The organism is Eggerthella hominis (assembly GCF_014287365.1).
Taxonomy (GTDB): Bacteria; Actinomycetota; Coriobacteriia; order Coriobacteriales; family Eggerthellaceae; genus Eggerthella; species Eggerthella guodeyinii.
The window spans coordinates 191,707-214,929 of record NZ_JACOOA010000006.1; the positions used below are offsets into that span (position 1 = coordinate 191,707).

The window sequence follows — 23,223 nt, forward strand, 5'->3', positions numbered from 1 at the left end:
GCGATGGACTACGTCATCGCGAGCGAGGTTCCCGGCCGCATGCGCGTGCGGCTGGTCGGTCCCGTGCCCGCCGACGATCTCGACGCGCTCTACCGCGTGCTGGGCGCGTGCCCGGCGGTGGAGCGCGCGAACGTCTACCCTCGCATCGGCAGCATCGCCGTGCGCTACCGTGCGGCGGACGGCGCGCGGCAGCGGGTGCTCGATCACCTGGACGCCATCGACGCCGAGGCCATCGCCGAAGCCCGTTCGAGCTGCGGGCTCGAACTGGCGCCACGCACCCAGTCGCTGCTCATGGACATCGCGGTGCTCGTGGGGTCGTACTTCGCGCGCCGGTGGTTCCTGCCGAAGCCCGTCGCGGCCCTCGTCACCGCCTGGCGCTACCGCGGCTTCCTGGCGGCGGCGGTCCGCTCGCTCGGGCGGGCGCGGCTCGACGTGCCCGTGCTGGACGCTGCCGCCATCGGCATGTCGTTCGTCAAGCGCGACCCGCGCACGGCGGGCGAGACGATGCTGCTGCTGAACCTGGGCGAGACGCTGGAGGAGTACACGCGCTCGCGGTCGGAGGGAGCGCTCGTGAACGCGTTGCTCGACCTCCCGGAAACCGCGCAGCTCGTCGAGGGCGACCAGGAGATCCAGGTGGCGGCGTCGGACCTCAAGCCGGGCGACTGCATCGCCGTGCGCACCGGCATGCCCGTGTGCGTCGATGGCGAGGTGGTGCGCGGCACGGCCATGGTGAACCAGGCCGCCCTCACCGGCGAGCCGCTGGCGGTCGAGCGCGGCGTGGGCGACAACGTGTTCTCGGGCACCGCGGTCGAGGACGGCGAGATCATCGTGCGCGTGACGGCGGACGCGGGCGAGACGAAGCTGCGCTCCATCGTGGCGCTCGTGGAGCAGGCGGAATCCTTCAAATCGGAAACCCAGTCGCGCATGGAGCAGCTGGCCGACCGCATCGTGCCCTGGAACTTCCTGCTGGCGGGCGCCGTGGCGCTCACCACGCGCAGCCTCGTGAAGACGTCGGCGGCGCTCATGGTGGACTACTCCTGCGCCCTCAAGCTCACCGGCTCCATCGCCGTGCTGGCGGCCATGAGCCAAAGCGCGCAGGCGGGCTTCACCGTGAAGGGCTCGAAGCACTTCGAGGCCATGGCGGCGGCCGACACCATCGTGTTCGACAAGACCGGGACGTTGACCGAGGCCACGCCCAACGTGGCCTGCGTGCTGGCGCTCGACGGGTGGAACCGTCGCGAGGTGCTGCGGCTGGCCGCTTGCCTGGAGGAGCATTTCCCGCACCCGGTGGCCCGCGCCGTGGTGCGCGCGGCCGCGGAGAAGAACCTTCGGCACCGCGAGCGCCACGCCGACGTGGAGTACCTCGTGGCGCACGGCATCGCGTCGTCGCTCGACGGCAAGCGCGTGGTCATCGGCTCGGAGCATTTCGTCGTGGAGGACGAAGGCGTGTCCCTCACCGAGGAGCAGAAGCGCCGCGTGGCCGACGGAACGGAGGGGCTGTCGCCGCTGTACCTGGCGGTGGACGGCGAGCTGATCGGCGTCATCGGCATCGAGGACCCGCTGAAGGCCGGGGTGCGCGAGGCCATCGCCGACCTGCGGATGCTCGGGTTCAAGCGCGTCGTCATGCTCACGGGCGACGGCGAGCGCACGGCGGCGCGCATCGCGGACGCCGCCGGCGTGACGGAGTACCGCGCCAACCTGCTGCCCGAGGACAAGTACGCCTTCGTGGAGCGGCTGAAGGCGGAGGGGAGCAAGGTGGTCATGGTGGGCGACGGCGTGAACGACGCCCCGGCGCTCTCGCTGGCCGACGTGGGCATCGCCATGGGGCAGGGCACCGCCGTGGCGAAGGAGGTGGCCGACATCACGCTGACGGGAGGGCACCTGAGCGCGCTCGTGACGCTGCGGACGCTGAGCGCGGGGCTGACCGCGCGCCTGAACGCATCGTTCAAGGAGGTCATCGCCATCAACTCGGCGCTGCTGGCGGCGGGCATCGGCGGCCTCATCACGCCGCAGACCTCGTCGCTGCTGCACAACGCGTCCACGGTGGCGCTCAGCGTGAGGAACGGCGGGACGTACCGCGCCTAGCGTCAGGCCGTCGGCGGCGCTGCAAACGCCTCCTCGAAGGCATCGCCGATCGACGCGAAGCCGTGCAGCGCGGGCTCGTCCGAGAACAGGTCGAGCAGCAGGGAGCGCTGGGCGGCCGGGAGGTCGAGGTCGTCGAACCAGGGAAGCTTCGCGTGCCGCCTGCTGCGCACTGCGGCGGGGCTCGCGTACAGCAGGAACAGCAGCACGTCGGCGAGCCCGGCGCGATCGGATGCGGTCGCGGCCGGGCTCGCCGCGTTCCGGTCGAAGAAGCCGGCCAGCCCGAAGTCGACGAGCGACACCGTTCCCTCGGCGTCGATCAGCAGGTTCGCCGGCCGCACGTCGCCGTGCGTCACGCCGTGGCCCTCCAGGTGCGCGAGCGCGTCGATGACCTGGCGGCCGATGGAGGCGATCGCCGCTTGGTCGAACGATCGCCGTTGCCGGAACAGCAGGCGGTCGAGGGAGGTGCCGGGCATGAGGCTTTGCGCCATGAAGCAGCGCCCGCGGTCGCGCGCGTCGTCGCGCTCGCGCACGATGCCGAGCCAGCGGGGGACGGCGGGGTGCGCGCACAGCGACAGCGCCTTCGCCTCGTTCCAGAGGGCGTCGCGGTCGAGGGACCCCTGCTCGGGTTTGATCAGCTTGAGGGCCGCGCTGCGGGGCTCGCCGCTTGCGCGCGAGGCGCGAAAGCACGTGCCGAACCGGCCCTGGCCCAGCACGGCGTCGAGCCGCCATGCGCCGAACGTGCGGCCGACGAGCCTGCGGTCGCCGGCCGCGGTGGCGAAGCGCGCTAGCCGCGCGGCGTGCCGCATTCGGGGCAGAACTTCGCGCTGGGAGGCAGCGTCGCGCCGCACTGCGCGCAGAACCCGCCGCCCAGCTTCTCGCCGCATTCGAGGCAGAACTTGGAGCCCGCCGGCACCTGCGCGCTGCACTTCGGGCAGGAAAGCGAGCCTGCGGCCGAGGCGGCACGCGGAGCCTGCGCCTGCGCTTGGGGCGCGGCCTGCGCCTGGCCGGGGATGGGCTGCGCGTTCTGCTGGGGGTAGCCGTGGCCGTAGCGCTTGCGGTCCGAGCTGCTGAACGAGCCCACGAAGCCGCCGAGCTTGCCCATGAATCCTTGCGGTTGATAGTAGCCGCTGCCTTGGTTGGTGCGGTGCTTTTTGCGACCGCTCATGGAGAAGAGCCCCATCGGGTGGTCCTTTCGATCAGGTGGGTAGCTGCGCCCCAGGATACCGGATGCGATCGGGCTCCGCCGCTTCCGCCGCCGACTCCCGGAAAAAACCAAGGGGCACCGCTTCGCTTGCCCCAAGCCCGTCCCCCAAGCTCCAGCTCTCAATGCAACCAGGTATCCGTCAATGACAGCCGGGCATGCGAATTCGCCCTTGTTAACCAATTCTTTCGTTTTGCGCGCGATTTGGCGCTTCGAAGCGTCCTTGGATGCCGATCCTCGAAAGTGGTTTTTACGTTTCCGCAGGTCGCGTGATTCGTGTTCGATCGCTGCGGGTCAGCATGTCCCCTAAACGGGACAACACGCACCCCTAAACGAACGCAAAACGAAAAAATTGGTTAGAACTCGACGATTCGCGTGCCGCGCCACTATTGACGTGAACCGTCGTTCACCCGTTGATCAGTGTGCTCTGCTTCGGGGCAACCCGTCCGCAAGCCTCTTCACCAAGCTAGAGCGTACCCGTAGGAGCCGCTTGGTATGCAGCCAGATACCCGTCAATGGTGGTTGAACGGCAGACCTTCGGCTGTATGACCGGAGCGTTGCGTGTTCGGAACGCTTCCGGGGCCGGCCTTTCCCGCCGCTACACTTGAAGCGTCCGTCGCCGCGCCGCGTCGGGCGCAACGAGGAAACGGACGAGGAAGGGCGGTCGGATGGGCAACGCGAATAAGCGAAGCGGAAGCGTGGCGAGCATGCTGCCCGTGCTGCTGGCGTGCTCGTTCACGGCCTCGTTCGGCCAGAGCATGATGAACGTCGCCCTGCCCGAGCTGGCGGAGCACTTCGGCGTCACGCTCTCCATCGCGAACTGGGTGATCGTGGGGTACATGGTGGTCGCGGCGACGGCCATCATGCTGTCGGCGTTCATGCTGAGGCGCCTCGGGCTGAGGCGCGTGTTCTTCGTCGGCGCGGGGGCGCTCGCGCTCGGCAGCGCGTGCGCGCTGCTCTCGCAGGACTTCCCGATGCTGTTCGCCAGCCGCCTCGTGCAGGCGGTGGGCACGGGCCTGTTCTTCCCGTCGGTGACGAGCGTCATCATGACGAACTCGCCGGCCGCGGTGCGCGGCACGCGCCTCGCGCTGAACAGCGGCGTCATCGCCGTGGGCCTTGCCATCAGCCCGACGGCCTCGGGATTCGCGCTCACGCAGTTCGGCTGGCGCGCCATGTTCGTCGTATCGCTCGCCATGTCCGTCGCGCTGCTCGCGGTCGGCTTCTTCCGCATCCACGGCGGCCCTTCGACGAAGCGCGTTCCCATCGACGCGCTCAGCGTGATGCTCGGGCCGCTCGGGTTGGCCGCGTTCCTGTACGGCTTGGGCGAGGTCACGCGCGATCTCGCTCCCTCCCTCGCGGCGCTCGCGGTCGGCGCGGTGCTGCTCGCCCTGTTCGCCTGGCGGCAGTTCGCGTTGGAGAGCCCGCTGCTCGACCTGCACCCCCTCGTCCACCTGCGGTTCGCCGTGGGCATCCTGCTCGTCATGGTGGGCATGCTGACGTCGTTCTCCATGAGCATCCTGCTGCCGCTGTACTACGAGGGGGCGCTGGGGTACACGGCGTTCTTCGCGGGCCTGCTGCTGTTGGGCCCCGTGCTGGTCAACGCGGCGTTCACGTTCCTGGGCGGCCGGGTGTTCGACAGGCACGGCGCGTGGCCGCTCATACCGGCGGGCCTCGTGCTTGTGCTTGTCGGGCAGGCGGCGGCGTTCTTCTCGGCAGAGAGCATGATCGCCATCCTGATCGTCCTGTCGTCGGCGGCCGTGTACGCGGGCGCCGGGTTCGTGGTGGCGCCGTCCAAGACCGCGGCGCTCGGCACGCTGCCGCCCGCGACGTACTCCGCCGGCGCGTCCATCAACTCCACGGCCGTGCAGATCGCCTCGGCCATCGGCTCGTCGCTGTTCGTCGGCGTGCTCTCGGCCGACGTGCTCAGGGACACGGCGGCGGGCGCGGCGAAGGCGTCGGCGTACGCTGCGGCGTTCGAGCACACCCTCTCGATAGCCGTCGTCATCGCGGCGGCGGGGCTGCTCGTCGCGTTCTTCTACGCCCGCGCCATGCGCAAATCGGCCGGTAAGCAGCGGTGACAACTTCCGGTTGTCGAGAAAAACCGTGAAAAGCATCCGAAAGTTGGTTGAGGGAACCGCGGTTTCGGTGCATGCTGTAGAGAGAAGGCAAGCGAGAGGAGAATCCTATGAGCTTCCGAGACAACCTCCAGCATCTGCGCGGAACGCGCGATTTGAGCCAGGCGCAGCTTGCGACGCTGCTCGGCGTGAGCCGTCAGTCTGTGGCGAAGTGGGAAGCCGAGAAAAGCTACCCCGAGATGGACAAGCTCATCAAGCTGTGCGACCTGTTCGAGTGCTCGCTCGACGACCTCGTGCGGGGCGACTTAACCGACTGCGCGACGGCGAACGAGGCGATCGTGGAGGCCGAGCCAGCCTCCGCAGCCATGCCTGTCGATAAGGACGGTTACGACGAGCACATGCGCCGCCGTGCGTGGGATGTCGCTGCGGGCGTGGCGGTGATCGTCATGAGCTTCGGGGTGGCGATGTTCGTGACGGGCGGCGGTTACAACAGCACGACGGTTTCGGCGAACATCGTCGTCCACCTCGTAGGGATCGCACTCGGCCTGTGCTTTTTCGTTCCGGCGTATCGCAGCCATGCGGCGTTTCGCAAGGAGCACCCGGTGGTCGAGGACTGCTACACGCCGGAGGAGAAGGCGGAAGCGCGCCGTCGGAAGCTGTTCGGCGTCGGCGGCGGTGTCGCGCTGCTCGTCTTGGGCATGTTCATGCCCGGCATGCTCCAATCGATTCAGATGTTCTCGTTCGTGCCGTTGGCGCTGTGCGCTTGCTTCGCCGCTGCGGCCGCTCTGCTCGTCCACTCCGTCATGATGGATCGCCGCGTCGACGTGTCCTTCTACAACGGCGCCCCCGATTTCACGATCCAATCCCTCCTTCGAGGGCGTCGTACTGACGCCTGATCTCGTTGCACAGCTCGTCTTCGGCTTGAACGTGGGCGCCGCCGTCGGCCGGCCGCGAATTCGCCGTATCCGCTCGCAGTTGTGGGCAACCGCGCACAACTGCGTCCTTTTGCGCTTTCCGCTTGCAAACGCTCGGGGGCGTGGTATACTTCTGCAGTTTCTAAATACGCATGCTTGCGCGACCCGATCCGCTAGTGGCCAACTGAAAAAGGCTGCGGATCTCGGGGATGACCGCAAGCAGAGGACTAACGAATGGAGAGAGTCATGACGAAAGTCAGCATTACTTCGCTGCTCGATGCGGGCAGCCACTTCGGCCATCAGACGCGCCGTTGGAACCCCAAGATGAAGCCGTACATCTTCGGCAGCCGCGGGGACATCTACATCATCGACCTCAAGCAGACGCTCGTGGGCCTCGACCAGGCGTACACGTTCGTGTCCGAGCTGGCCAAGAAGGGCGGCACCGTGCTGTTCGTGGGCACGAAGAAGCAGGCCCAGGAGGCCGTCGCCGACGCTGCCAACAAGTGCGGCATGCCCTACGTGAACGCTCGCTGGCTCGGCGGCATGCTGACCAACTTCGTGACCATCCGCTCTCGCGTGAACCGCATGGAGGAGCTGGAGGCCATGGAGGCCGACGGCCGCATGGCCGTGCTGCCCAAGAAGGAGCAGATCCTGCTGCACAAGGAGCTGTCCAAGCTGCAGACGAACCTCAACGGCATCCGCAACATGAAGCGCACGCCCGACGCCGTGTTCGTGATCGACACGAACCGCGAGGCCATCGCCATCCATGAGTCCCGTCGTCTCGACATCCCCGTGGTGGGCACGCTCGATACGAACTGCGATCCGGACGACGTCGATTTCGGCATCCCCGCCAACGACGACGCCATCCGCTCGGTCCGCCTGCTGGCCGACTTCATCGCCGACGCCGTCATCGCCGGCGTGGGCGTGCCGGTGACCGCTGCCGACATGGCTGCGCCCGCCGAGGCTGCCGAAGCCGTCGCCGAGGCCGCCGTCGAGACCGCTGCCGCCGAGGTTGCCGTCGAAGCCGTCGCCGAGGCCGCCGTCGAGGCCGCTGCGCCTGCCGCCGAATAAGCTGCTTCGCGCATCTACCGCACTGAACGCGCCGCCCCGCTCACCCAGCGCGGCGGCGCTTGACACCCCGCCGCGTCCCAAGGCCGCGGCATCGTGAGAGAAAGGATCAACGTGGCTGCTGTTACCGCTTCCATGGTCAAGGAACTCCGTGAGATGACCGGCGCTGGCATGATGGAGTGCAAGAAGGCGCTCGTCGAGGCCGACGGCAACATCGACCAGGCCGTCGACGTGCTGCGCACGCGCGGTCTCGCCGCCGTCGCCAAGAAGGCCGGCCGCGCCACCAACGAGGGCACCGTCATGGCCATCGTCTCCGACGACGCCACGTCCGGCGCCGTCGTCGAGCTCAACTGCGAGACCGACTTCGTGGGCATGAACGACAAGTTCAAGGCCTACGCCGAGAAGATCGCCCAGGCCGCCCTGGCCTCCAAGCCGGCCGACCTCGAGGCCCTCAAGGCCGCCGACGCCGCAGGCGAGACGGTCGAGGCCGTGGTGACCGACGCCATCCACACGCTGGGCGAGAACATCCAGCTCGCCCGCTTCGCGGTGGTGGAGGGCGGCGCCGTGTCGTCCTACATCCACGGCGGCGGCAAGATCGGCGTGCTCGTGCAGTTCGACGTCGAGGGCATCGACCCCGCGTCCGACGGCTTCAAGCAGTTCGGCCGCGACGTGGCCATGCAGGTCGCCGCTGCGGCTCCGGTCGCCGCGACGCGCGAGTCCGTCGACCCGGCCATCGTCGAGCACGAGAAGGCCATCTACATGGCGCAGGCCGCCGAGTCCGGCAAGCCCGAGGCCATCCAGGAGAAGATGGCCACCGGCCGCCTGGAGAAGTTCTTCAAGGAGAGCACGCTGACCGAGCAGCCCTTCGTGAAGAACCCGGACCAGTCCGTCAGCGAGTACGCGGCTGAGGTCGCCAAGAACCTCGGCGGCGAGATCAAGATCGTCGACTTCAAGCGCTTCGTGCTCGGCGAAGAGGCGTAAGCCTTCTCCGCATACCGCGCACGCAAAAAGACCCGGAGCCTCGGCCCCGGGTCTTTTTTTGCGGTGCAGCGCGGGAAGGCTTGACGAGCGGCTGGATTCTCGCAAGCCGATGGATCTACCCGACGGTGCTCGGGGCTTCCCAGACGGCAACCTGCGCGCTCCCTTTTTCCTCGAGCGCGGCGTTCCTGCCTGCGATCATGCCGAAGAGGAGCGCCTGTATCAAGCCGTTGCCGCTCGAGTACACCGATCCCGCGCGACAGGAGAAGCCTTCGGTGCAGCCGCCTGCCGCGTACAGGCCCGGTATCAGGGATTCGTCGGGGCGCACGACGTGACCCGCGACGTCGGTCGGCATGCCGCCCTGCGTGTGGCGTATCTCGCCGGTGATCTTCATCGCGTGATAGGGGCCGTCGAAGCTTTCGGGAAGCCTCGAGCGGTTGAAGTCGTCCTCGCCCTTCTCGATACCCTGCCGGTACGCTTCGAACGTCCTCTCGAGGGCTGCCGGCTCGATTCCAAGCGCGTCGGCAAGCTCGGGTGCGGTTGCCCCCGTAACCACGAAACCTGCCGCTTGCCGCTCGGGGAACTCCTTGCTCTTCTCCGCCTGCGCGTCCGTGAAGCAGAGGTATCCGATATGTCCAGGTTGGGCGAGGACGTGGGGGGAGAGGTCGGAATAGCCTCCGTACTCGTTCACGAATCGCTCTCCGTTGGAATTGACGATGATCGCGCCGTTGGTCGCGAGCGCTTGATGGCCGGCGGTCGTGTTGCTGTCCACCCCGCGAAACGCGTGTCCCTGATAGGCGCCCATGCACTGCAGCTCAACGCCCAGCTCCTCCGCCCATTCGATGCCTTCTCCCGTCGCGCCCATTGCCACGACTTTGACGGCTTCCGCGGTTTCGGGGCAGTAGCGCGCGATCATGTCGGGATTGTTGGCGAACCCGCTGGTGGCGAGCACGACGTTCTTGGCGGTGATCGTGCACGCTTTCCCGTCGTGCGTTCCGTAAGCGCCGGCAACGGCGTCGGAGTCGTCCAGCACGAGGCCCTCGATTTCGAAGGAGAGCATCTGCGTGATCGCGTCCTGCGCTCCCATGTGCTCGATGAGCTTGGCTACGAGCCCCTCGCCGGTGCCTTCCGCGATGTGCATGCGACGAGCCGTCTGCCCGAAGCGTCCTCGTTCGTCGAGGTTCCACACGACGCCCATCCGCTCCGTCCATTCGATCAGATCCTTGGCGTTCTCGGCTACGGTGTGCACGAGATCGGGGCGGACCGTGTAGTTCGTGGGTCGAAGGATGTCGGTGGCCATCGCGAACGTGCTGTCCTGCACCCCGGCCTCGACCTGCTGCCTCGTTCCCACGACGGGGATGGCCCCTCCTGAAAGCATCGTCGCCCCTCCGAGCTGGCTGAGCTTTTCCGCCAGTATGACCTGGGCGCCGTTCTCGGCGGCGCTCAACGCGGCGCACAGGCCCGCTCCGCCGCCCCCGACGACCAGCACGTCGGTTGAAAGCTGCTCGCCGTCGGCGACGTCCGCTTGCTTTTTCGCGAACGCGTAGGAACCGCTCGGTTTGCCGTCTTCGGCCTTTCCCCCGGAGGGCGCCGAAGGGGCGCAGCCTGCGATGCCTGCGAGCGCCGCCATGCCCGCCACCGTTCCCGCTCCCGCGAGAAACGTGCGTCGGCTGAGCGCTCCGCCCTGCTTGCCATTGAGATGATCCATGATGCTCCCCTTAGTAATCGTGGTGCTTTGCCGGTACCTTCTCCTCGCCGGGCTCGTCTCGATCCCGTCGAGGCGTTTCCCATGGTATCGAGGGCCGTCGCGCCGGTCATCGACAACGAGGGGCGAAACGGCCCTCGTCATCTCGACGCTTTCTGTCGGTTTTGCTCGACAAAAACTGTCGAGTTATGAATAAGGCCTGGTGATCGTTACGTCTTGCGCGGCGAGGGCTGCCAGTCCTTCGGGTCGTCTCAGGTGCGCGCCCGCGCGACCATGGTAAGATGCGAACGCGCGATTCGAACGATAAGGGGGGTTCGAATGGGGGATGGAACGGTGTCGCGACAGCCTGCGGGGGAGCGGGGAAGCGTTTTCGAGCAATCGGCAGGACGACGATCGCCCGGTTCGGACGGTGCTCCTGAGGGAGGTGCCGCCGGTCCTGTGCCCGGATGGGGTTCCGGCGTCCTTCTGATCCTCGGTTTCCTGTTCGCGTGGATGTACGTGGCCAAAGGGTTCTTCAAAGAATCGTACTTCAGCGCGTTGGGCTACCTCGACGGAGTTCTCGCGTATTGCTTTTTCCTTACGGTCCTCGTCGGCTTGACGGTGCTCGCGTCGACCGTCGGGAAGGGTTTCGTCCGCTCTTTTCGAGGGCGTTGGACGGTACCGGCGTTCGGCGTGGCCGGCTCGGCGAGCCTCCTCCTCGTGCAATCGTTTTTCGGGTATCTGGGAGAAGCGCTCTCGATCGTCCTGTGCATGGTCTGCCTGGTGACGTTCGCGGCAAGCTTCGTCGTCGTGTTCTTCTCGTGGGTGGACGAGATCCGCGCGCTGGCGTTCTCCCGCAGCTTGAACGCCGTCGTCGTGCTCGTGCTTGCGGCGATGGCGCTTGCCTACGTCGCGTCTCCCAGCAACCTCAACAACAGCGAGTACCGGACGGTGCTGCCCATCGCCAGTTTGGGATTGTCGGGCGCATGCTACCTCGCCTACATCAGGACGAGGAGGGACTTCGGCGGCGCCCCTCTTGAAAAGGATATCGACGGGGCGGACGCGGGGCATGCCGACCGCAAGGCTTGGCTGGTTCCCTTGTCGCTGTTCGTTCTGGCCATCAACTTGATCTCGTACGTCGAGATTTTCGTTCCCGGGTATCGCGTGATAACGAGCGAATCGCCTTTGACGTACGTATTGCCGTTGATCTTGGTCCTGCTGCTCGCCCTCGCGGCCGTTCAATCGGGAGAGACGCCCTTCTTCAAAAGCAGGTTGTTCTGGCATGTCTGCCTCGGATTTCTGGCCCTCATGTTCCTGAGCTTCTTCATGGCGGTGTTCGTTTTGGCCGTGCAGACGAATTTCTGCTTCGACGTCATGTACCTCTTCCGCCGCATGACGAAGATCATGTTCTTCGTCATATTCATGGTCATCGTCTATCAGGAAGATCTGGACCCTTTCCCGGTTTTCGGCGTGTGCTACCTCGTCCCGCTGTTCGTCCCGTCCCTCATCATCAACGCCGTCCGGGTGTTTCTGTCGCAGTACGCCCCGGATGCGCTCGCCTTCATTGGCGAGTACGCCGTCGGCTACGCGCTGCTCCTCGGGTTCTGCCTGATCCTGTGCCTCGTGCTCGTGTGCGTCATGTTCGTCAACGGCAGCGTCGCCAAAATCGTGTTCTCGCCCAGTCGCCAAAGCCCCGATCGCGGGGCGAAGAGGGGCGAAGCGTGCGATCGCGTCGGGGAGCGCTTCGGCTTGACGCAGCGCGAGAAGGAGATACTGTTCTGCGTATCGCTCGGGTACAGCATGCGGAAAACGTCCGAGGTGCTGTACATCTCCCCGAGCACGGTTCATACCCATACGGCGACGGTGTATAAAAAGCTGGACGTTCATTCGCGCCAGGAAGTGATCGACCTCATCGACGCGACGGCGTGACGGCTGTTCCGGCTGTTCCGGCACCCGCCCTTCATCAGCCGTTCTGCTTTCGTTGTGATGAGGGTGGGCGGGCAGGCTCCCGGTTCCTATAATGGAGGGATGACGAATCGGGCGCATCCACCGCGGTGCGTGTCTATAGACGAGAGAACGCCCGGACCCATCGCGTCGGGCGCGGAGGATGCTTCCATGGCTGAAGAGATCATCATCGTACAAGGCAACAACACGCTCGCCGGCGACGTCGCCGTGGCGGGCGCGAAGAACTCGGCGCTCAAGCTGATCGCCGCCGCCCTGCTGGGGCAGGGCGAAACCGTCATCCACAACGTCCCGCTCATCTCGGACATCAGCATCATGTCCGACGTGCTGCGCTGCCTGGGCGCGCGGGTGGAGCGCGACGGCCACACACTGACGGTGGACACCTCCGCCGTCGACAAGCACGAGACGCCCTACGAGCTGGTGTCGAAGATGCGCGCGAGCATCTCGGTGCTCGGCCCGCTCGTCGGCCGCTTCGGACGCGCCCGCGTGGCCATGCCGGGCGGCTGCCAGATCGGCGCGCGCAAGATCGACATGCACCTCGTGGGCCTCGAGGCCATCGGCGTGGAGTTCTCCATCGACCACGGCTTCCTCGAGGCCACCACGCCGAACGGCCTGCACGGCTCGCACGTCGTGCTCGACTTCCCCAGCGTGGGCGCGACGGAGAACCTGCTCATGGCCGCCGTGGCGGCCGAGGGCTCCACGGTCATCGAGAACGCCGCGCGCGAGCCCGAGATCGTGGACCTCGCGAACATGCTCGCGTCCATGGGCGCGCGCGTGACGGGTGCCGGCTCGGACATCATCGAGGTGGAGGGCGTGCCGCTCGCCTCGATGCACCCCTGCGAGCACACCACGGTGGGCGACCGCATCGAGGCCGGCACCTTCCTGGCCGGCGGCGCGCTGACGGGCGGCCCCGTGACCGTGCACGGCATCGACCCGTCGTATCTGCGCGTGGCGCTCATGAAGTTCCGCGCCATGGGCTGCGACGTGGAGACGGGCGACGACTGGATCACCGTGGGCCGCACGCGCCCGCTCGAGCCCATCGACCTCCAGACGCTGCCGCACCCCGGGTTCCCCACCGACCTGCAGGCGCAGTTCATGCTGCTGGCCGCGTTCGCCGACGGCATGTCCGTCATCACGGAGAACGTGTTCGAGAACCGCTTCATGTTCGCCAGCGAGCTCATGCGCATGGGCGCCGACATCGCCATCGAGGACCATCACGCCCTCGTGCGCGGCGTGAAGGAGCTGCAGGGCGCCGACGTGTCGTCCACCGACCTGCGCGCCGGCGCGGCCCTCGTGCTGGCCGGCATCGTGGGGGAGGGCGAGACGCGCGTCCACAACATCGGCCATATCGACCGCGGCTACGAGGACTACGTGGGCAAGCTGCGCGCCCTCGGCGCCGACGTGGTGCGCGCGAACGCCGAGCAAGCCCGGTCGTCGCAGTAGCGAGCGCCCATGGTCAACAAACGCAAGCAGGGCTTCACGCAGGCCCGCTCGAAACTCACGTCCCACCGCATGAAGTCGGCGACGGTCGGCACTCACGTGCCGCGCTCGTCGCGCCATATGAACGGCGAATCGGTGGGATTCTCCAGCCCTCGCAAGCAGAAGCGGGCGGCGCGCGGCGTCGTGGACACCATCCTGCCCACCACCGCGTCGGGCGAGAGCTCGTCGCAGTACGCTCGCCGCGTCAGCCGCCGCGAGTTCACCCAGGAGATACAGCGCAAGGCGCGCGTGCGCCGCATCCTCGCGATCGCGGTCTGCCTGCTCGTGGTGGTGTGCATCGCCGCCGCCGTGGGCGTGGCCACGTTCTTCGGGTCGCTCGACGCGAAGCTCGCGCTCAAGGACTCCGACGCCTCCTCGGCGCTCGTCGCGCCGAAGGCCGACGCGACGGCCTTCTACACGGTGGTGGCCGCCGACCTGGACGCGCCCGGATCGGCGAACGCCGTGGACGGCCCCGACGCCGTGGCGCTCGTGCGCGTCGACGAAGCGTCCCGCACGGTGACCGTCGTGTCGATCCCGCCCACGCTGCAGGTGTCGCTCAAGGACGGCAAGACGCATCCGCTGCGCGAGGCCCAGACGCAGGAGGGCGACGCCGCGCTCGTGTCGGCCGTGGCCGACTTCGCCGGCGTGGACGTGGCCCACTACGTGAAGATCGACGCCGAATCCATCGTGCGTCTCGTGGACGCCCTCGGCGGCATCGAGGTGAACGTGGCCGAGGAGGTGGACGACCCGAACGCCGGAGACGCCTACCTGCAGCCGGGCACGCAGACGCTCGACGGCGCGAAGGCGCTCACGTTCCTGCGCGCCAGCAACTTCACGGACGGCCTCGAGTCCCAGGCCGCGAACCAGCGCGCGTTCCTCACCGCGCTGTCGCTGCGCCTGTTGGGCGACGGGTCGCTCGGCTTCCTCACCACGCTCGACAACGTGGGCGGCGCCTTCCAGACCGACCTGTCGGCGACGGCCGCGCTGTCCATCGCCGATGCGCTGCGCGGCATGGACGCCTCCACGGTGTACGGTGCGCTCGTGCCCGGCTACGAGACCACGCGCGACGACGTGACCACGTACGCGGCGTCGTCCGACTCCTGGAAGAGCATGATGAAGCTCGTGGAAGCCGGCGCCGAGCCCGTGACGGAGCAGGCGACGCCCCAGGTCGACCCGGGCAGCTTCACCATCACCGTGCGCAACGGCGCCGAGATCACGGGCGGCGCGGCCCAGATGGCGGACACGCTCAAGGGCTTCGGCTTCGACGTGACCGAGACGGGCAACATGGACACGTACGCCTACAACGAGACGCTCGTCGTGTACAACGACGACGCGTTCGAGGCGGCGGCGGAAACCGTGGTGGCGTCGCTCGGCATCGGCCGCACGGTGGCCGGATCGGGCTTCTACACGTTCGACACCGACGTGTTGGTGGTTCTCGGCAAGGATTGGAAGCCCACGTCCTAGACTGTGGTAGAATCGGCACCTGATAGCAAGATGTTCAAGTTCAACGAAGGAGCTTTGTCATGGTAGATAAGAACGATGTGGCGGCAGTGCTCGAGCTCATCCGCCCCAGCCTGCAGGCCGACGGCGGCGACGTGCGCCTCGTCGACGTGAGCGAGGACGGCGTGGTGTCGGTGGAGCTGCAGGGTGCCTGCAAGGGCTGCCCCATGTCCCAGATGACGCTGGCCAACGGCGTGGAGCGCATCCTCAAGGAGCGCGTCCCCGGCGTGACGAAGGTCGTCCCGGCCGACCTGTAAGCCGGACCTGATTCAGACGAGAGCGGGGAAGGAGGCGGATATGGCGCAGTGTTGGGAACGTCGCGGATGCGACGAGGAGATGATGTCGCGCTGTCCGCACAACATCCCGGGCGAGCCGTGCCCCTGCGACTGCCGTTTCGCCGCATGCACGCGCTCGACGCACGTGGTATGCCAGGATTTCAACAAGCTGCTGAATCCCGAGCGCGATTACGACGCGGCCGTCAAGGAGGTGTGCCGCTTCTGCGAGCACTTCCTGGAGCACGGTCCCGACGTGGCCGAGCGTACCGGCGAGGTCACGCGCCAGGGCAACCCGAACCGGTTCTTGCTCTAGCCGAGCGAACCGGGTCAAAGCGCGCGGCCCCGCGGGGCTCGCGCGTCAATCGCATCGCAAACGCGGCCGTGCAGGGCATCTGCGCGGCCGCGCGCTACCCCAAGCACGACACGAGATCACCGACGAAAGGGAGACGATGGCAGAGCAGGCGCACGGCACGCTGAAGGTGAAGACCGGGTTCGCGGAGATGATGAAGGGCGGCGTCATCATGGACGTCGTGAACCCCGAGCAGGCGAAGATCGCCGAGGACGCGGGCGCGGTGGCCGTCATGGCGCTCGAGCGCGTCCCCGCCGACATCCGCGCGCACGGCGGCGTGGCTCGCATGAGCGACCCCACCATGATCGAGGGCATCGTGGAGGCCGTGTCCATCCCCGTCATGGCGAAGTGCCGCATCGGGCATTTCGTGGAGGCGCAGGTGCTGCAGAGCCTCGGCGTGGACTTCATCGACGAGAGCGAGGTGCTCACGCCGGCCGACGACGAGTACCACGTGAACAAGTGGGACTTCGACGTGCCGTTCGTGTGCGGCGCCCGCAACCTGGGCGAGGCCCTGCGCCGCATCGCCGAGGGGGCGGCCATGATCCGCACGAAGGGCGAGCCGGGCACGGGCAACGTGGTGGAGGCCGTGCGCCACATGCGCACCGTCACCACCGACATCGCCCGCATCAAGGGGCTGCGCGACGAGCAGCTGTTCACGGCCGCGAAGGACCTGCAGGCACCCTACGAGCTGGTGAAGTGGGTGGCCGAGCACGGATGCCTGCCCGTGGTGAACTTCTCCGCCGGCGGCATCGCCACGCCCGCCGACGCGGCGCTCATGATGCAGCTGGGCTGCGACGGCGTGTTCGTGGGCAGCGGCATCTTCAAGTCGGGCGACCCGGCGAAGCGCGCCCGCGCCATCGTGGAGGCCACCACGAACTACGACGACCCCGACGCCATCGCGCGCGTCTCGCGCAACCTGGGCGAGGCCATGGTGGGCATCGAGATCTCGGACATCCCCGACAACGAGCTCATGGCCTCCCGAGGCTGGTAAGGGCGTTTCGATGGCCTGACGGCCACCGAAACCGCTCGACGCTGCGGGGCGCCTCGGCGCCCCTCGCTGACTTACTACGCCAACCTGCGAGGTGCACACATGGAACCTGTGAGAAAGACGATCGGCGTCCTGGCCCTCCAGGGCGCTTTCCGGGAGCACCGGCGGATGCTCGACGGGCTGGGGGCCGACACGCGCCTCGTGCGCTGGCCCGACGAACTCGACGGGCTCGACGGGCTCGTGATCCCGGGCGGCGAGTCCACGGCTATCGCGAAGCTGCTGGCCATCCATGGCCTGTACGGGCCGCTGCGCGCCGCACATGCGGACGGCATGGCCGTGTTCGGCACGTGCGCCGGTGCCATCCTCATGGCGCGCGACATCGAGGGCGCGCGCCCCGACCAGGAGCCGCTCGCCCTCATGGACGTGCGCATCCGCCGCAACGCCTACGGGCGGCAGATCGACTCGTTCGAGACGACGGTGCCGTGGGCGGGCATCGAGGGCGGGCCGGTGAAGGGCGTGTTCATCCGCGCCCCGCGCTTCGCCGACTGGGGGCCGGGCGTGGAGGTGCTCAGCACGGCCGAGGACGGCGAGCCCCTGGCCGTGCGCGAGGGCCGCGCGCTGGCCGTCGCGTTCCATCCGGAACTCACCGACGACGACCGCGTGCACGCGTTTTTCCTCGAGCGCGTCGTGGGGTCGTGAGGGGCCGTCCGCGTTGACGGAGCGCTTTCCAATCGTGGATATCCGTCTGGGAAGTTCTGCTACAATGAGGGAAACGGCAGGCGGACGACGAAGCGAGAGGAGCGTGAACCGATGAGCAAAGGCGTGACCTGTCCCGCATGCGGAGCGGTCGGTTTGGACGTGTGTCGCTACGAGTCCATGATGGTGGTGCGCGCCGATCTGGCGCTGTTCACGCTGCGCTGCCCGCACTGCGACGCCACCGTGTCCAGCATGCAGCCCATCCCGCCGCAGCTGCGCGAGGAGGTGCGGTTCGCCGCGCTCGAAGTGGGCGCCGGCATGGGTCTCGAATAAACGCGGTTCCGTCGGCTCAGGCAGGCGGAACCGTTTTCTGTGCGGCTCGAACTACGATCAGAGGCCCGCGCCCGGCGCGAGCGATGAAGGAACGACATGCTCAACGACATCTACCAATCCATCGATCCCATCTTGTTCTCGTTCGGGCCGTTCGTCGTGCGCTGGTACGGCGTCGCCTACGTGCTGGGCTTCGTCTTCGCCGGCCTCGTCATCTGGCGCGTCGCGCGCCGCTGGCGCGTGCGCGTGGACGCGGACTCGCTGCTCACCATCATGTTCTGCGTCATCATCGGCGTCATCGTGGGCGGGCGGCTCGGCTACGTGCTGTTCTACGGCGAGGGGTACTACTTCCAGCACCCCGAGCTGATCCTCGCGTTCAACCAGGGCGGCATGAGCTTCCACGGCGGCCTGATCGGCGCGCTGCTGGCGGGCATCGTGGCGGCGAGATTCACCCACATCCCGTACCTCACGCTGGCCGACCTCGGCTGCATCGGCGCGCCGCTCGGCCTCCTGTTCGGCCGCTGCGCGAACTTCATCAACGGCGAGCTGTGGGGCGCGCCCACCGACGCGGCCTGGGGCGTGGTGTTCGGCGGCGCCGCCGGCACGATGCCGCGCCACCCGTCGCAGCTCTACGAGGCGTTCCTCGAGGGCATCGTCATCTTCGCCGTGCTGTACCTGCTGTCGCGCCGCACGCCGCCGCGTCCGCGCGGCACGTTCCTCGGCCTGTTCCTCATCATGTACGGATGCTTCCGCTTCCTCGTCGAGTTCGTGCGCGAGCCCGACGCGCAGCTGGGCTACCTGTGGGGCGGCTGGCTCACGATGGGGCAGCTGTTGTCGGTGCCGCTGATCCTCGTGGGGGTGGGCGTGCTCGTTTATGCGCTTGTCGTGAAAAAGCCCCAAGAGGGTCTTCCCGAAATGCAACAATCTGAGTAACATTTAACGCGAACCGAGCGGTGTTCGTGCCAACCGGCCTCCGACGCGGGCGGGCGCGCGCTTGGTTACGGTTCGGCGGCAACCGCCCCTGCGGTAACGGTTTGCACGCCGGACGAAGCTAAACTGGCAACAGAACAGATTGACTGCAAGTTTCACCAGACGACGAAGGGGGACCTACCATGGATCTCAAGTTCTACAAGTGCATGCATTGCGGCAACATCGCCATCAAGCCGTTCGACTCGGGCGTTCCGCTGGTGTGCTGCGGCGAGCAGATGGCCGAGCTCACCGCCAACACGACCGATGCCGCGGTGGAGAAGCACGTGCCCGTCGTGCGCGTCGACGGCGCGAACGTGCACGTCGAGGTGGGCAGCACGCTGCACCCCATGACCCCGGAGCACTTCATCACGTTCATCTGCCTCGTCACGAAGAACGGCTACCAGATCGTCGAGCTCACGCCCGAGGACGCCCCCGTGGCCGACTTCGCCATCGCCGAGGGCGACGAGGCCCTCAAGGTGTACGAGTACTGCAACATCCACGGCCTCTGGGTCGCCGAGGTGTAGGCAGCCGCTTCGAAGCGCGAGGCGCCCGTCCCGATCGTCGGGGCGGGCGCTTTTTCGTCTCGCGGCCAGGCGGTTCGCCCGCTCCGCCGCCGGTCTGCGACGGATGTTTCACGTGAAACATCCGTTCTTGTTTCTCGCTGCCCCTGGGTCGCGCCGCCCCCCGTCAGTACAGGACGGGGTTCTCCTCGAGCAGCAGCCTCTGCACCTCGCCGCGGTTCGCAATCTCGAGGTGCGTTCTCGTCTTGCAGGCGATGCCCTGCTCTTTGAGCGATTTCAGCAGCTTGTTGCACGTGGCGTAGTGGATCTCCAGCAACCCGGATATCTCGTCGACGATGAGGTTGCAGGGGATGCGGTACACGCCGTCGGGGTCGGGCGCGTTCGCCTCGCACAGCTTCTCCAGCCACAGCAGCATGCGGCGGCTCGTGGACTGCTGGTTCGCGGAGTCCAGGCGGTGACCCAGCTGCGCCATCGTCATGTGCAGCGCGTGCATCACGTCGTCGTAGAACGCGTCGTCGGCGTGCATGAGGGCGCGCACCTGGGCGCGCGTGAAGCTGACGAGCACGGTGTTGCGCACCGCCCTGAACGTGAGCCGGCTCGAACCGAGCGACATATAGCCCGGCAGCCCCGCGATGGCCGCGTCCCCGGCGCCGCGCACGTAGAAGTAGCTCAGCTTGCGCCCGTCGGCGCGGCTGAGGCCCACCTCCATCGCCCCGGCCTGCACGTAGAACAGGTAGGGGTCGTCGGGCGCCTCGCAGGTGGCGTCGTGCTCCTCCTCGCGGAACAGCTTGAGCACGGTGCCCTGATCGAGGTACCGGTCGAAATCCATCTTGCGGTGCAGCGACGACGTGAGCAGGATCGACGTCTCGTCGTTGTGTCCCTCCTGACCTCTCAGCCTCATGGGTCCCCCTTTGCTTGGTGCGGCCCGTCCCCTTGTCGGGCGCGTTTCTTTCAGGAGGTAGTGTGCCACAACCGCGCCCGGATCGAAAGATGCCGGCGCGTCGGAGCGCGGTCTCGTTGAATGCTTGTCTCAGAACATTGCCGGTCGGGAATAACCATCCGCGCGCACGCGCGGGCCGCCCCTGCGCGAAAAAGACGGTGCGCGCCGATACCCTGCGCCTACAGTCGAACCGCGTCTTCCCGTAGAGTTTCCACGGGGGACGAGCGGACGGATACCGCTCGTCGAAGAACGAGAAACGAAGGAGGGATCGCATGAAGAAGAAGGGAAAGCTGGCGGCATCGGCGCTGTGCCTGGTGGCCGCCGTCGGGCTCATGGCGGCATGCGCGCCGCAGGGGTCCGGGTCGACGCAGGGGGCCGACAAGCCCGCCCCCATCACGGCCGACGATCTGGGTCGCATCGGCAACGACATCGGCTATGCCGACGACGGGGGCACGTACCTCGAGAACTACGCCGAATACGCCGAGAAGCTGAAGTACGCCGACAAGGTGGCCAAGAACGCCGAGGACAACCAGCCGGCGCAGTACACCGACCAGTTCGGATTCACCACGCAACCCGTGCCGGCCGACCCGAAGGGCTGGAACGTCACGTACCTCGACGCCGACAACCGCGGCTGCCTGTCGTGCCACGAGAGCATCGAGGACGTGGTGATGAGCCTGCCCACGAAGCACAACGTGTACGCCATGGGCTATCCCACGCAGCTGACGGTGGCGAACTGCCTGGGCTGCCACCGCAACGCCGGGTTCGGCAACATCCAGCTCGTGGAGACGCTGCACGGCATCCACAACGGCAACGCCAAGTTCTCGGGCATGAACGGCAGCTGCGACTCGTGCCACTACATCGACGAGAACAGCGAGTTCAACCTGTGGGACTACGCCAAGTACGACCTGTACAAGGGCATCACGGACGTGAAGGCCGACGATGCGAAGCTCGGCTTGAGCTACGACCAGGACACCGTGTCCGACAACGACCAGCTGTTCTTCGAGTCGCTGAACAACGAGCCGTCCGAGTGGCGCACCGACACCGACCCGGCGGTGGCCGACGCATGGGTGCTGACCATCGGCGGCGACGTGGAGAACCCCCTCGAGATGACGGTCACCGAGCTCAAGGAGAAGTTCGGCACCAAGAGCTTCGTGCAGAAGCAGGGCTGCATCGAGAACGCCACGGCCAACGCGTGGATCTACCAGGCCGAGCTGACCGGCGTGTCCATGAAGGACGTCATCGACTACGTGAAGCCGGCCGGCGGCACCACCAACATCGAGGTGACGTCCGAGGACGGCTACAACATGGTGGCACCCTCGTTCGAGTCGATCAACGTGGAGGACTGCCTGCTGGTCACCGAGATCAACGGCCAGCCGCTGCCCGCGAGCCAGGGCTACCCGGTGACGCTCGCCGTGCCGCGCAACTCCGCCGCCTCCTACATCAAGGCCATCATGACCATCGACTTCGTCAACGATCCCGAGTTCGAGGACGAGGAGGGCGTGGACACGCCGCTCGACCCGCACACCGGCCTGATGCAGGGCAAGCCGAACAGCGCCATCCTCAACTACCCCGACGGCGTGGTGCTCGACGGCCAGGCCGGCAAGGAACTGACCATCGAGGGCTTCGCCGACGCTTACGACGAGCCCATCGCGAAGGTGGAGTACTCGCTCGACCACGGCAAGACCTGGACGACGCTCGAGACGCCCGGCAACGACCCGACGCGCTGGACGTACTGGCGCATGACGTACACGCCGGCCGAGGCGGGGTCGTACCTCCTGAAGGTGCGCACCACCTCGACGCAGCCCGACGGCTCCGAGCGCGTGTCGTCGCGCGACACCAACTTCCTGTTCAACGTCAAGTAGATCGGAGATGAGCATGCAAGATTACAAGAAAGGCCTGCTGGCCGGCACGATGATCGCCTCCTTGACGCTGAGCGGGGCGGGCACGGCCTTCGCGACCGACGGCGCGCCGGCATCCGACCAGGGCGCTTCTCCCGCGGCGGCCGTCGAGGCGCCCGCCGGCACCGCCGTCGCCTCGCCGCTGGTCAGCGCATCGGCTGCGGCGGGGACGTTCTCGTACGACCAGACCGAGCTCACGCTGAACAGCGTCATCAAGGACGTGTTCCAACGGGCGACGTCGGCGCTGTGCGGCGCCACCGACGACCTCGTCGTCGCGAACCCGCTCGAATGGAAGCTCGCGGTGACCGGCGAGGTGGACAATGCGTTCACCGCCCCGGTGGACGAGCTGGCGTCCGAGAACAGCGTCAAGCAGGTGATGACGTGCACCTGCGGCGGGAACCCGGCCGACGGCAAGGCCATCATCACCGCCGACGTGAAGGGCATCCCCGTCTCGCACCTGCTCGACCGCGCCGAAGCGCGCGACGGCGTGAACACGGTGACGTTCGTGTCGAGCGACGGCACCGAGCTGGCCATGCCCATCAGCTACGTGGTGGGCCGCCACGGCGTGCTGTCCTACGAGATCAACGACGAGGACCTGTCGGCCTCGGTGGGCGGCAACAACCAGCTGTGGATGACGCGCACGCCGGCCAACTACTTCGTGCGCGACGTGGTGGAGGTGCGCGTGACGCGCGAGGAGGAGCCGCCCGCGAACCCGGGCGAGGACATGACGTACCCCAACAGCCCCAACGTGGGCGTGTTGGCGGCATCCGTCTCGTAAGGCGAAGGGGGATTCCATGATCGCGCCGCAGGAGCTGGCCGTAGGCCAGACCGTCACGTTCGAAGGATACGCCGACGACTACGGCACGCGCATCGTCGCGCTGCAGTTCTCGCTCGACGGGGGCCGCACGTGGTGCACGCACGACGTGTCCGACGCGTCGGCCGACCTCTGGGTGCACTGGACGTACGCGTTCACGCCGGAGCATGCCGGCAGCTACCGGCTGCGCGTGCGGTCGATGAACGAGGAGGGCCGCACGAGCCCCGCTTCGGCGGTGGCCGACTTCCTCGTCGCGTAAGCGCACGCGCGTGCGGGCGCGCGTTCGAAAGGCGCAGGCGGGCCCCGAAGGATGCTTCGGGGCCCGTTGCCGTTTCGGGGTGCCTCCTGCGAGCGGCTCGGCGCGCGTCGCCGTTCGGGGCGGCGCGACGGTCGCGAGCGCTTTGCGGATCGCGCCGGGTGCGTCGCTTTCGCTCGGCTGGGCGATACTGCGCGCGGAACGGGTCGGGTCGGGTGGACAAAAAGCCGACTTTTCTTTA

22 protein-coding genes are annotated in these 23,223 nt (G+C 67.3%); 18 read left to right on the forward strand and 4 right to left on the reverse strand.

What is annotated here, in order from left to right; translation table 11 throughout:
• Positions 1 to 3: 3 nt before the first annotated feature.
• The gene (locus H8S61_RS13655) at positions 4 to 2,085 is read left to right on the forward strand and encodes a heavy metal translocating P-type ATPase (protein WP_186939362.1); all 2,082 of its coding nucleotides are present in this window, start codon (positions 4 to 6) and stop codon (positions 2,083 to 2,085) included.
• Positions 2,086 to 2,087: 2 nt separating this feature from the next.
• Here the strand turns inward: H8S61_RS13655 and H8S61_RS13660 are convergent, their stop codons facing one another.
• Complete coding sequence (locus tag H8S61_RS13660; RefSeq protein ID WP_186939363.1) at positions 2,088 to 2,891, reverse strand: protein kinase family protein; 804 nt, start codon at positions 2,889 to 2,891, stop codon at positions 2,088 to 2,090.
• Positions 2,870 to 3,250, reverse strand: a complete 381-nt coding sequence (locus H8S61_RS13665) for a zinc ribbon domain-containing protein (protein ID WP_227100892.1) — start codon at positions 3,248 to 3,250, stop codon at positions 2,870 to 2,872. Before H8S61_RS13665 ends, H8S61_RS13660 begins: the two co-directional genes overlap by 22 nt.
• Positions 3,251 to 3,954: 704 nt before the next feature.
• Here H8S61_RS13665 and H8S61_RS13670 point away from each other — a divergent pair.
• From H8S61_RS13670 to tsf, 4 genes are all read left to right on the forward strand, one after another.
• Positions 3,955 to 5,364, forward strand: coding sequence for an MFS transporter (locus tag H8S61_RS13670; RefSeq protein WP_186939364.1), 1,410 nt, complete (start codon positions 3,955 to 3,957; stop codon positions 5,362 to 5,364).
• 107 nt (positions 5,365 to 5,471) lie between these two features.
• A complete protein-coding gene (locus tag H8S61_RS13675) occupies positions 5,472 to 6,257 on the forward strand; it encodes a helix-turn-helix transcriptional regulator (protein WP_186939365.1) in 786 nt (261 codons plus the stop codon).
• 264 nt (positions 6,258 to 6,521) lie between these two features.
• The gene (rpsB, locus tag H8S61_RS13680; RefSeq protein ID WP_114526942.1) at positions 6,522 to 7,346 is read left to right on the forward strand and encodes a 30S ribosomal protein S2; all 825 of its coding nucleotides are present in this window, start codon (positions 6,522 to 6,524) and stop codon (positions 7,344 to 7,346) included.
• A gap of 111 nt (positions 7,347 to 7,457) precedes the next feature.
• Positions 7,458 to 8,324, forward strand: a complete 867-nt coding sequence (tsf, locus tag H8S61_RS13685) for a translation elongation factor Ts (protein WP_101721963.1) — start codon at positions 7,458 to 7,460, stop codon at positions 8,322 to 8,324.
• Positions 8,325 to 8,439: 115 nt separating this feature from the next.
• Here the strand turns inward: tsf and H8S61_RS13690 are convergent, their stop codons facing one another.
• The gene (locus H8S61_RS13690) at positions 8,440 to 10,029 is read right to left on the reverse strand and encodes an FAD-dependent oxidoreductase (protein ID WP_186939366.1); all 1,590 of its coding nucleotides are present in this window, start codon (positions 10,027 to 10,029) and stop codon (positions 8,440 to 8,442) included.
• A 435-nt stretch (positions 10,030 to 10,464) separates the two neighbouring features.
• Between H8S61_RS13690 and H8S61_RS17760 the strand changes: the two genes are divergently transcribed.
• The 10 genes from H8S61_RS17760 (at position 10,465) to H8S61_RS13740 (ending at position 19,077) form a co-directional block, all read left to right on the forward strand.
• Entirely contained in the window at positions 10,465 to 11,934 is a 1,470-nt protein-coding gene (locus tag H8S61_RS17760) for a helix-turn-helix domain-containing protein (protein WP_186939367.1), read from the forward strand.
• A gap of 186 nt (positions 11,935 to 12,120) precedes the next feature.
• Complete coding sequence (gene murA / locus H8S61_RS13700) at positions 12,121 to 13,410, forward strand: UDP-N-acetylglucosamine 1-carboxyvinyltransferase (RefSeq protein ID WP_186939368.1); 1,290 nt, start codon at positions 12,121 to 12,123, stop codon at positions 13,408 to 13,410.
• 9 nt (positions 13,411 to 13,419) lie between these two features.
• The gene (locus H8S61_RS13705) at positions 13,420 to 14,910 is read left to right on the forward strand and encodes an LCP family protein (RefSeq protein WP_160943049.1); all 1,491 of its coding nucleotides are present in this window, start codon (positions 13,420 to 13,422) and stop codon (positions 14,908 to 14,910) included.
• Positions 14,911 to 14,969: 59 nt separating this feature from the next.
• Entirely contained in the window at positions 14,970 to 15,203 is a 234-nt protein-coding gene (locus H8S61_RS13710) for a NifU family protein (protein WP_101721966.1), read from the forward strand.
• A 40-nt stretch (positions 15,204 to 15,243) separates the two neighbouring features.
• The gene (locus H8S61_RS13715; RefSeq protein ID WP_154334172.1) at positions 15,244 to 15,534 is read left to right on the forward strand and encodes a hypothetical protein; all 291 of its coding nucleotides are present in this window, start codon (positions 15,244 to 15,246) and stop codon (positions 15,532 to 15,534) included.
• A 136-nt stretch (positions 15,535 to 15,670) separates the two neighbouring features.
• On the forward strand, positions 15,671 to 16,561 hold the full coding sequence (pdxS, locus tag H8S61_RS13720; protein WP_160943048.1) for a pyridoxal 5'-phosphate synthase lyase subunit PdxS: 891 nt from the start codon (positions 15,671 to 15,673) through the stop codon (positions 16,559 to 16,561).
• Positions 16,562 to 16,660: 99 nt separating this feature from the next.
• Positions 16,661 to 17,257, forward strand: coding sequence for a pyridoxal 5'-phosphate synthase glutaminase subunit PdxT (pdxT, locus tag H8S61_RS13725; protein ID WP_186939369.1), 597 nt, complete (start codon positions 16,661 to 16,663; stop codon positions 17,255 to 17,257).
• Between the two features lie 111 nt (positions 17,258 to 17,368).
• A complete protein-coding gene (locus H8S61_RS13730) occupies positions 17,369 to 17,587 on the forward strand; it encodes a UDP-N-acetylmuramoylalanyl-D-glutamate--2,6-diaminopimelate ligase (protein WP_154334169.1) in 219 nt (72 codons plus the stop codon).
• A 96-nt stretch (positions 17,588 to 17,683) separates the two neighbouring features.
• Positions 17,684 to 18,517, forward strand: a complete 834-nt coding sequence (gene lgt / locus H8S61_RS13735; protein WP_154334168.1) for a prolipoprotein diacylglyceryl transferase — start codon at positions 17,684 to 17,686, stop codon at positions 18,515 to 18,517.
• Positions 18,518 to 18,696: 179 nt separating this feature from the next.
• The gene (locus H8S61_RS13740) at positions 18,697 to 19,077 is read left to right on the forward strand and encodes a desulfoferrodoxin family protein (protein WP_154334167.1); all 381 of its coding nucleotides are present in this window, start codon (positions 18,697 to 18,699) and stop codon (positions 19,075 to 19,077) included.
• 163 nt (positions 19,078 to 19,240) lie between these two features.
• Here the strand turns inward: H8S61_RS13740 and H8S61_RS13745 are convergent, their stop codons facing one another.
• Complete coding sequence (locus tag H8S61_RS13745; protein ID WP_186939370.1) at positions 19,241 to 19,975, reverse strand: Crp/Fnr family transcriptional regulator; 735 nt, start codon at positions 19,973 to 19,975, stop codon at positions 19,241 to 19,243.
• A 311-nt stretch (positions 19,976 to 20,286) separates the two neighbouring features.
• Between H8S61_RS13745 and H8S61_RS13750 the strand changes: the two genes are divergently transcribed.
• From H8S61_RS13750 to H8S61_RS13760, 3 genes are read left to right on the forward strand one after another with little or no spacing between them, the layout of a single operon-like run.
• Positions 20,287 to 21,876 carry a molybdopterin-dependent oxidoreductase gene (locus H8S61_RS13750; protein WP_186939371.1) on the forward strand — a complete coding sequence of 530 codons (1,590 nt, stop codon included), beginning with the start codon at positions 20,287 to 20,289 and terminating at the stop codon, positions 21,874 to 21,876.
• 13 nt (positions 21,877 to 21,889) lie between these two features.
• The gene (locus tag H8S61_RS13755; protein ID WP_255466620.1) at positions 21,890 to 22,690 is read left to right on the forward strand and encodes a molybdopterin-dependent oxidoreductase; all 801 of its coding nucleotides are present in this window, start codon (positions 21,890 to 21,892) and stop codon (positions 22,688 to 22,690) included.
• A 16-nt stretch (positions 22,691 to 22,706) separates the two neighbouring features.
• Entirely contained in the window at positions 22,707 to 22,985 is a 279-nt protein-coding gene (locus tag H8S61_RS13760) for a molybdopterin-binding protein (protein ID WP_160943043.1), read from the forward strand.
• Positions 22,986 to 23,223: the final 238 nt, after the last annotated feature.

Excerpts from the sequence above, each read along its gene's own strand:
- H8S61_RS13655 (WP_186939362.1), top strand. The coding sequence starts at position 4 with ATGGACTACGTCATCGCGAGCGAGGTTCCCGGCCGCATGCGCGTGCGG.
- H8S61_RS13660 (WP_186939363.1), bottom strand. The coding sequence starts at position 2,891 with ATGCGGCACGCCGCGCGGCTAGCGCGCTTCGCCACCGCGGCCGGCGAC.
- H8S61_RS13665 (WP_227100892.1), bottom strand. The coding sequence starts at position 3,250 with ATGAGCGGTCGCAAAAAGCACCGCACCAACCAAGGCAGCGGCTACTAT.
- H8S61_RS13670 (WP_186939364.1), top strand. The coding sequence starts at position 3,955 with ATGGGCAACGCGAATAAGCGAAGCGGAAGCGTGGCGAGCATGCTGCCC.
- H8S61_RS13675 (WP_186939365.1), top strand. The coding sequence starts at position 5,472 with ATGAGCTTCCGAGACAACCTCCAGCATCTGCGCGGAACGCGCGATTTG.
- rpsB (WP_114526942.1), top strand. The coding sequence starts at position 6,522 with ATGACGAAAGTCAGCATTACTTCGCTGCTCGATGCGGGCAGCCACTTC.
- H8S61_RS13690 (WP_186939366.1), bottom strand. The coding sequence starts at position 10,029 with ATGGATCATCTCAATGGCAAGCAGGGCGGAGCGCTCAGCCGACGCACG.
- murA (WP_186939368.1), top strand. The coding sequence starts at position 12,121 with ATGGCTGAAGAGATCATCATCGTACAAGGCAACAACACGCTCGCCGGC.
- H8S61_RS13705 (WP_160943049.1), top strand. The coding sequence starts at position 13,420 with ATGGTCAACAAACGCAAGCAGGGCTTCACGCAGGCCCGCTCGAAACTC.
- H8S61_RS13710 (WP_101721966.1), top strand. The coding sequence starts at position 14,970 with ATGGTAGATAAGAACGATGTGGCGGCAGTGCTCGAGCTCATCCGCCCC.
- H8S61_RS13715 (WP_154334172.1), top strand. The coding sequence starts at position 15,244 with ATGGCGCAGTGTTGGGAACGTCGCGGATGCGACGAGGAGATGATGTCG.
- pdxS (WP_160943048.1), top strand. The coding sequence starts at position 15,671 with ATGGCAGAGCAGGCGCACGGCACGCTGAAGGTGAAGACCGGGTTCGCG.
- pdxT (WP_186939369.1), top strand. The coding sequence starts at position 16,661 with ATGGAACCTGTGAGAAAGACGATCGGCGTCCTGGCCCTCCAGGGCGCT.
- H8S61_RS13730 (WP_154334169.1), top strand. The coding sequence starts at position 17,369 with ATGAGCAAAGGCGTGACCTGTCCCGCATGCGGAGCGGTCGGTTTGGAC.
- lgt (WP_154334168.1), top strand. The coding sequence starts at position 17,684 with ATGCTCAACGACATCTACCAATCCATCGATCCCATCTTGTTCTCGTTC.
- H8S61_RS13740 (WP_154334167.1), top strand. The coding sequence starts at position 18,697 with ATGGATCTCAAGTTCTACAAGTGCATGCATTGCGGCAACATCGCCATC.
- H8S61_RS13745 (WP_186939370.1), bottom strand. The coding sequence starts at position 19,975 with ATGAGGCTGAGAGGTCAGGAGGGACACAACGACGAGACGTCGATCCTG.
- H8S61_RS13750 (WP_186939371.1), top strand. The coding sequence starts at position 20,287 with ATGAAGAAGAAGGGAAAGCTGGCGGCATCGGCGCTGTGCCTGGTGGCC.
- H8S61_RS13755 (WP_255466620.1), top strand. The coding sequence starts at position 21,890 with ATGCAAGATTACAAGAAAGGCCTGCTGGCCGGCACGATGATCGCCTCC.
- H8S61_RS13760 (WP_160943043.1), top strand. The coding sequence starts at position 22,707 with ATGATCGCGCCGCAGGAGCTGGCCGTAGGCCAGACCGTCACGTTCGAA.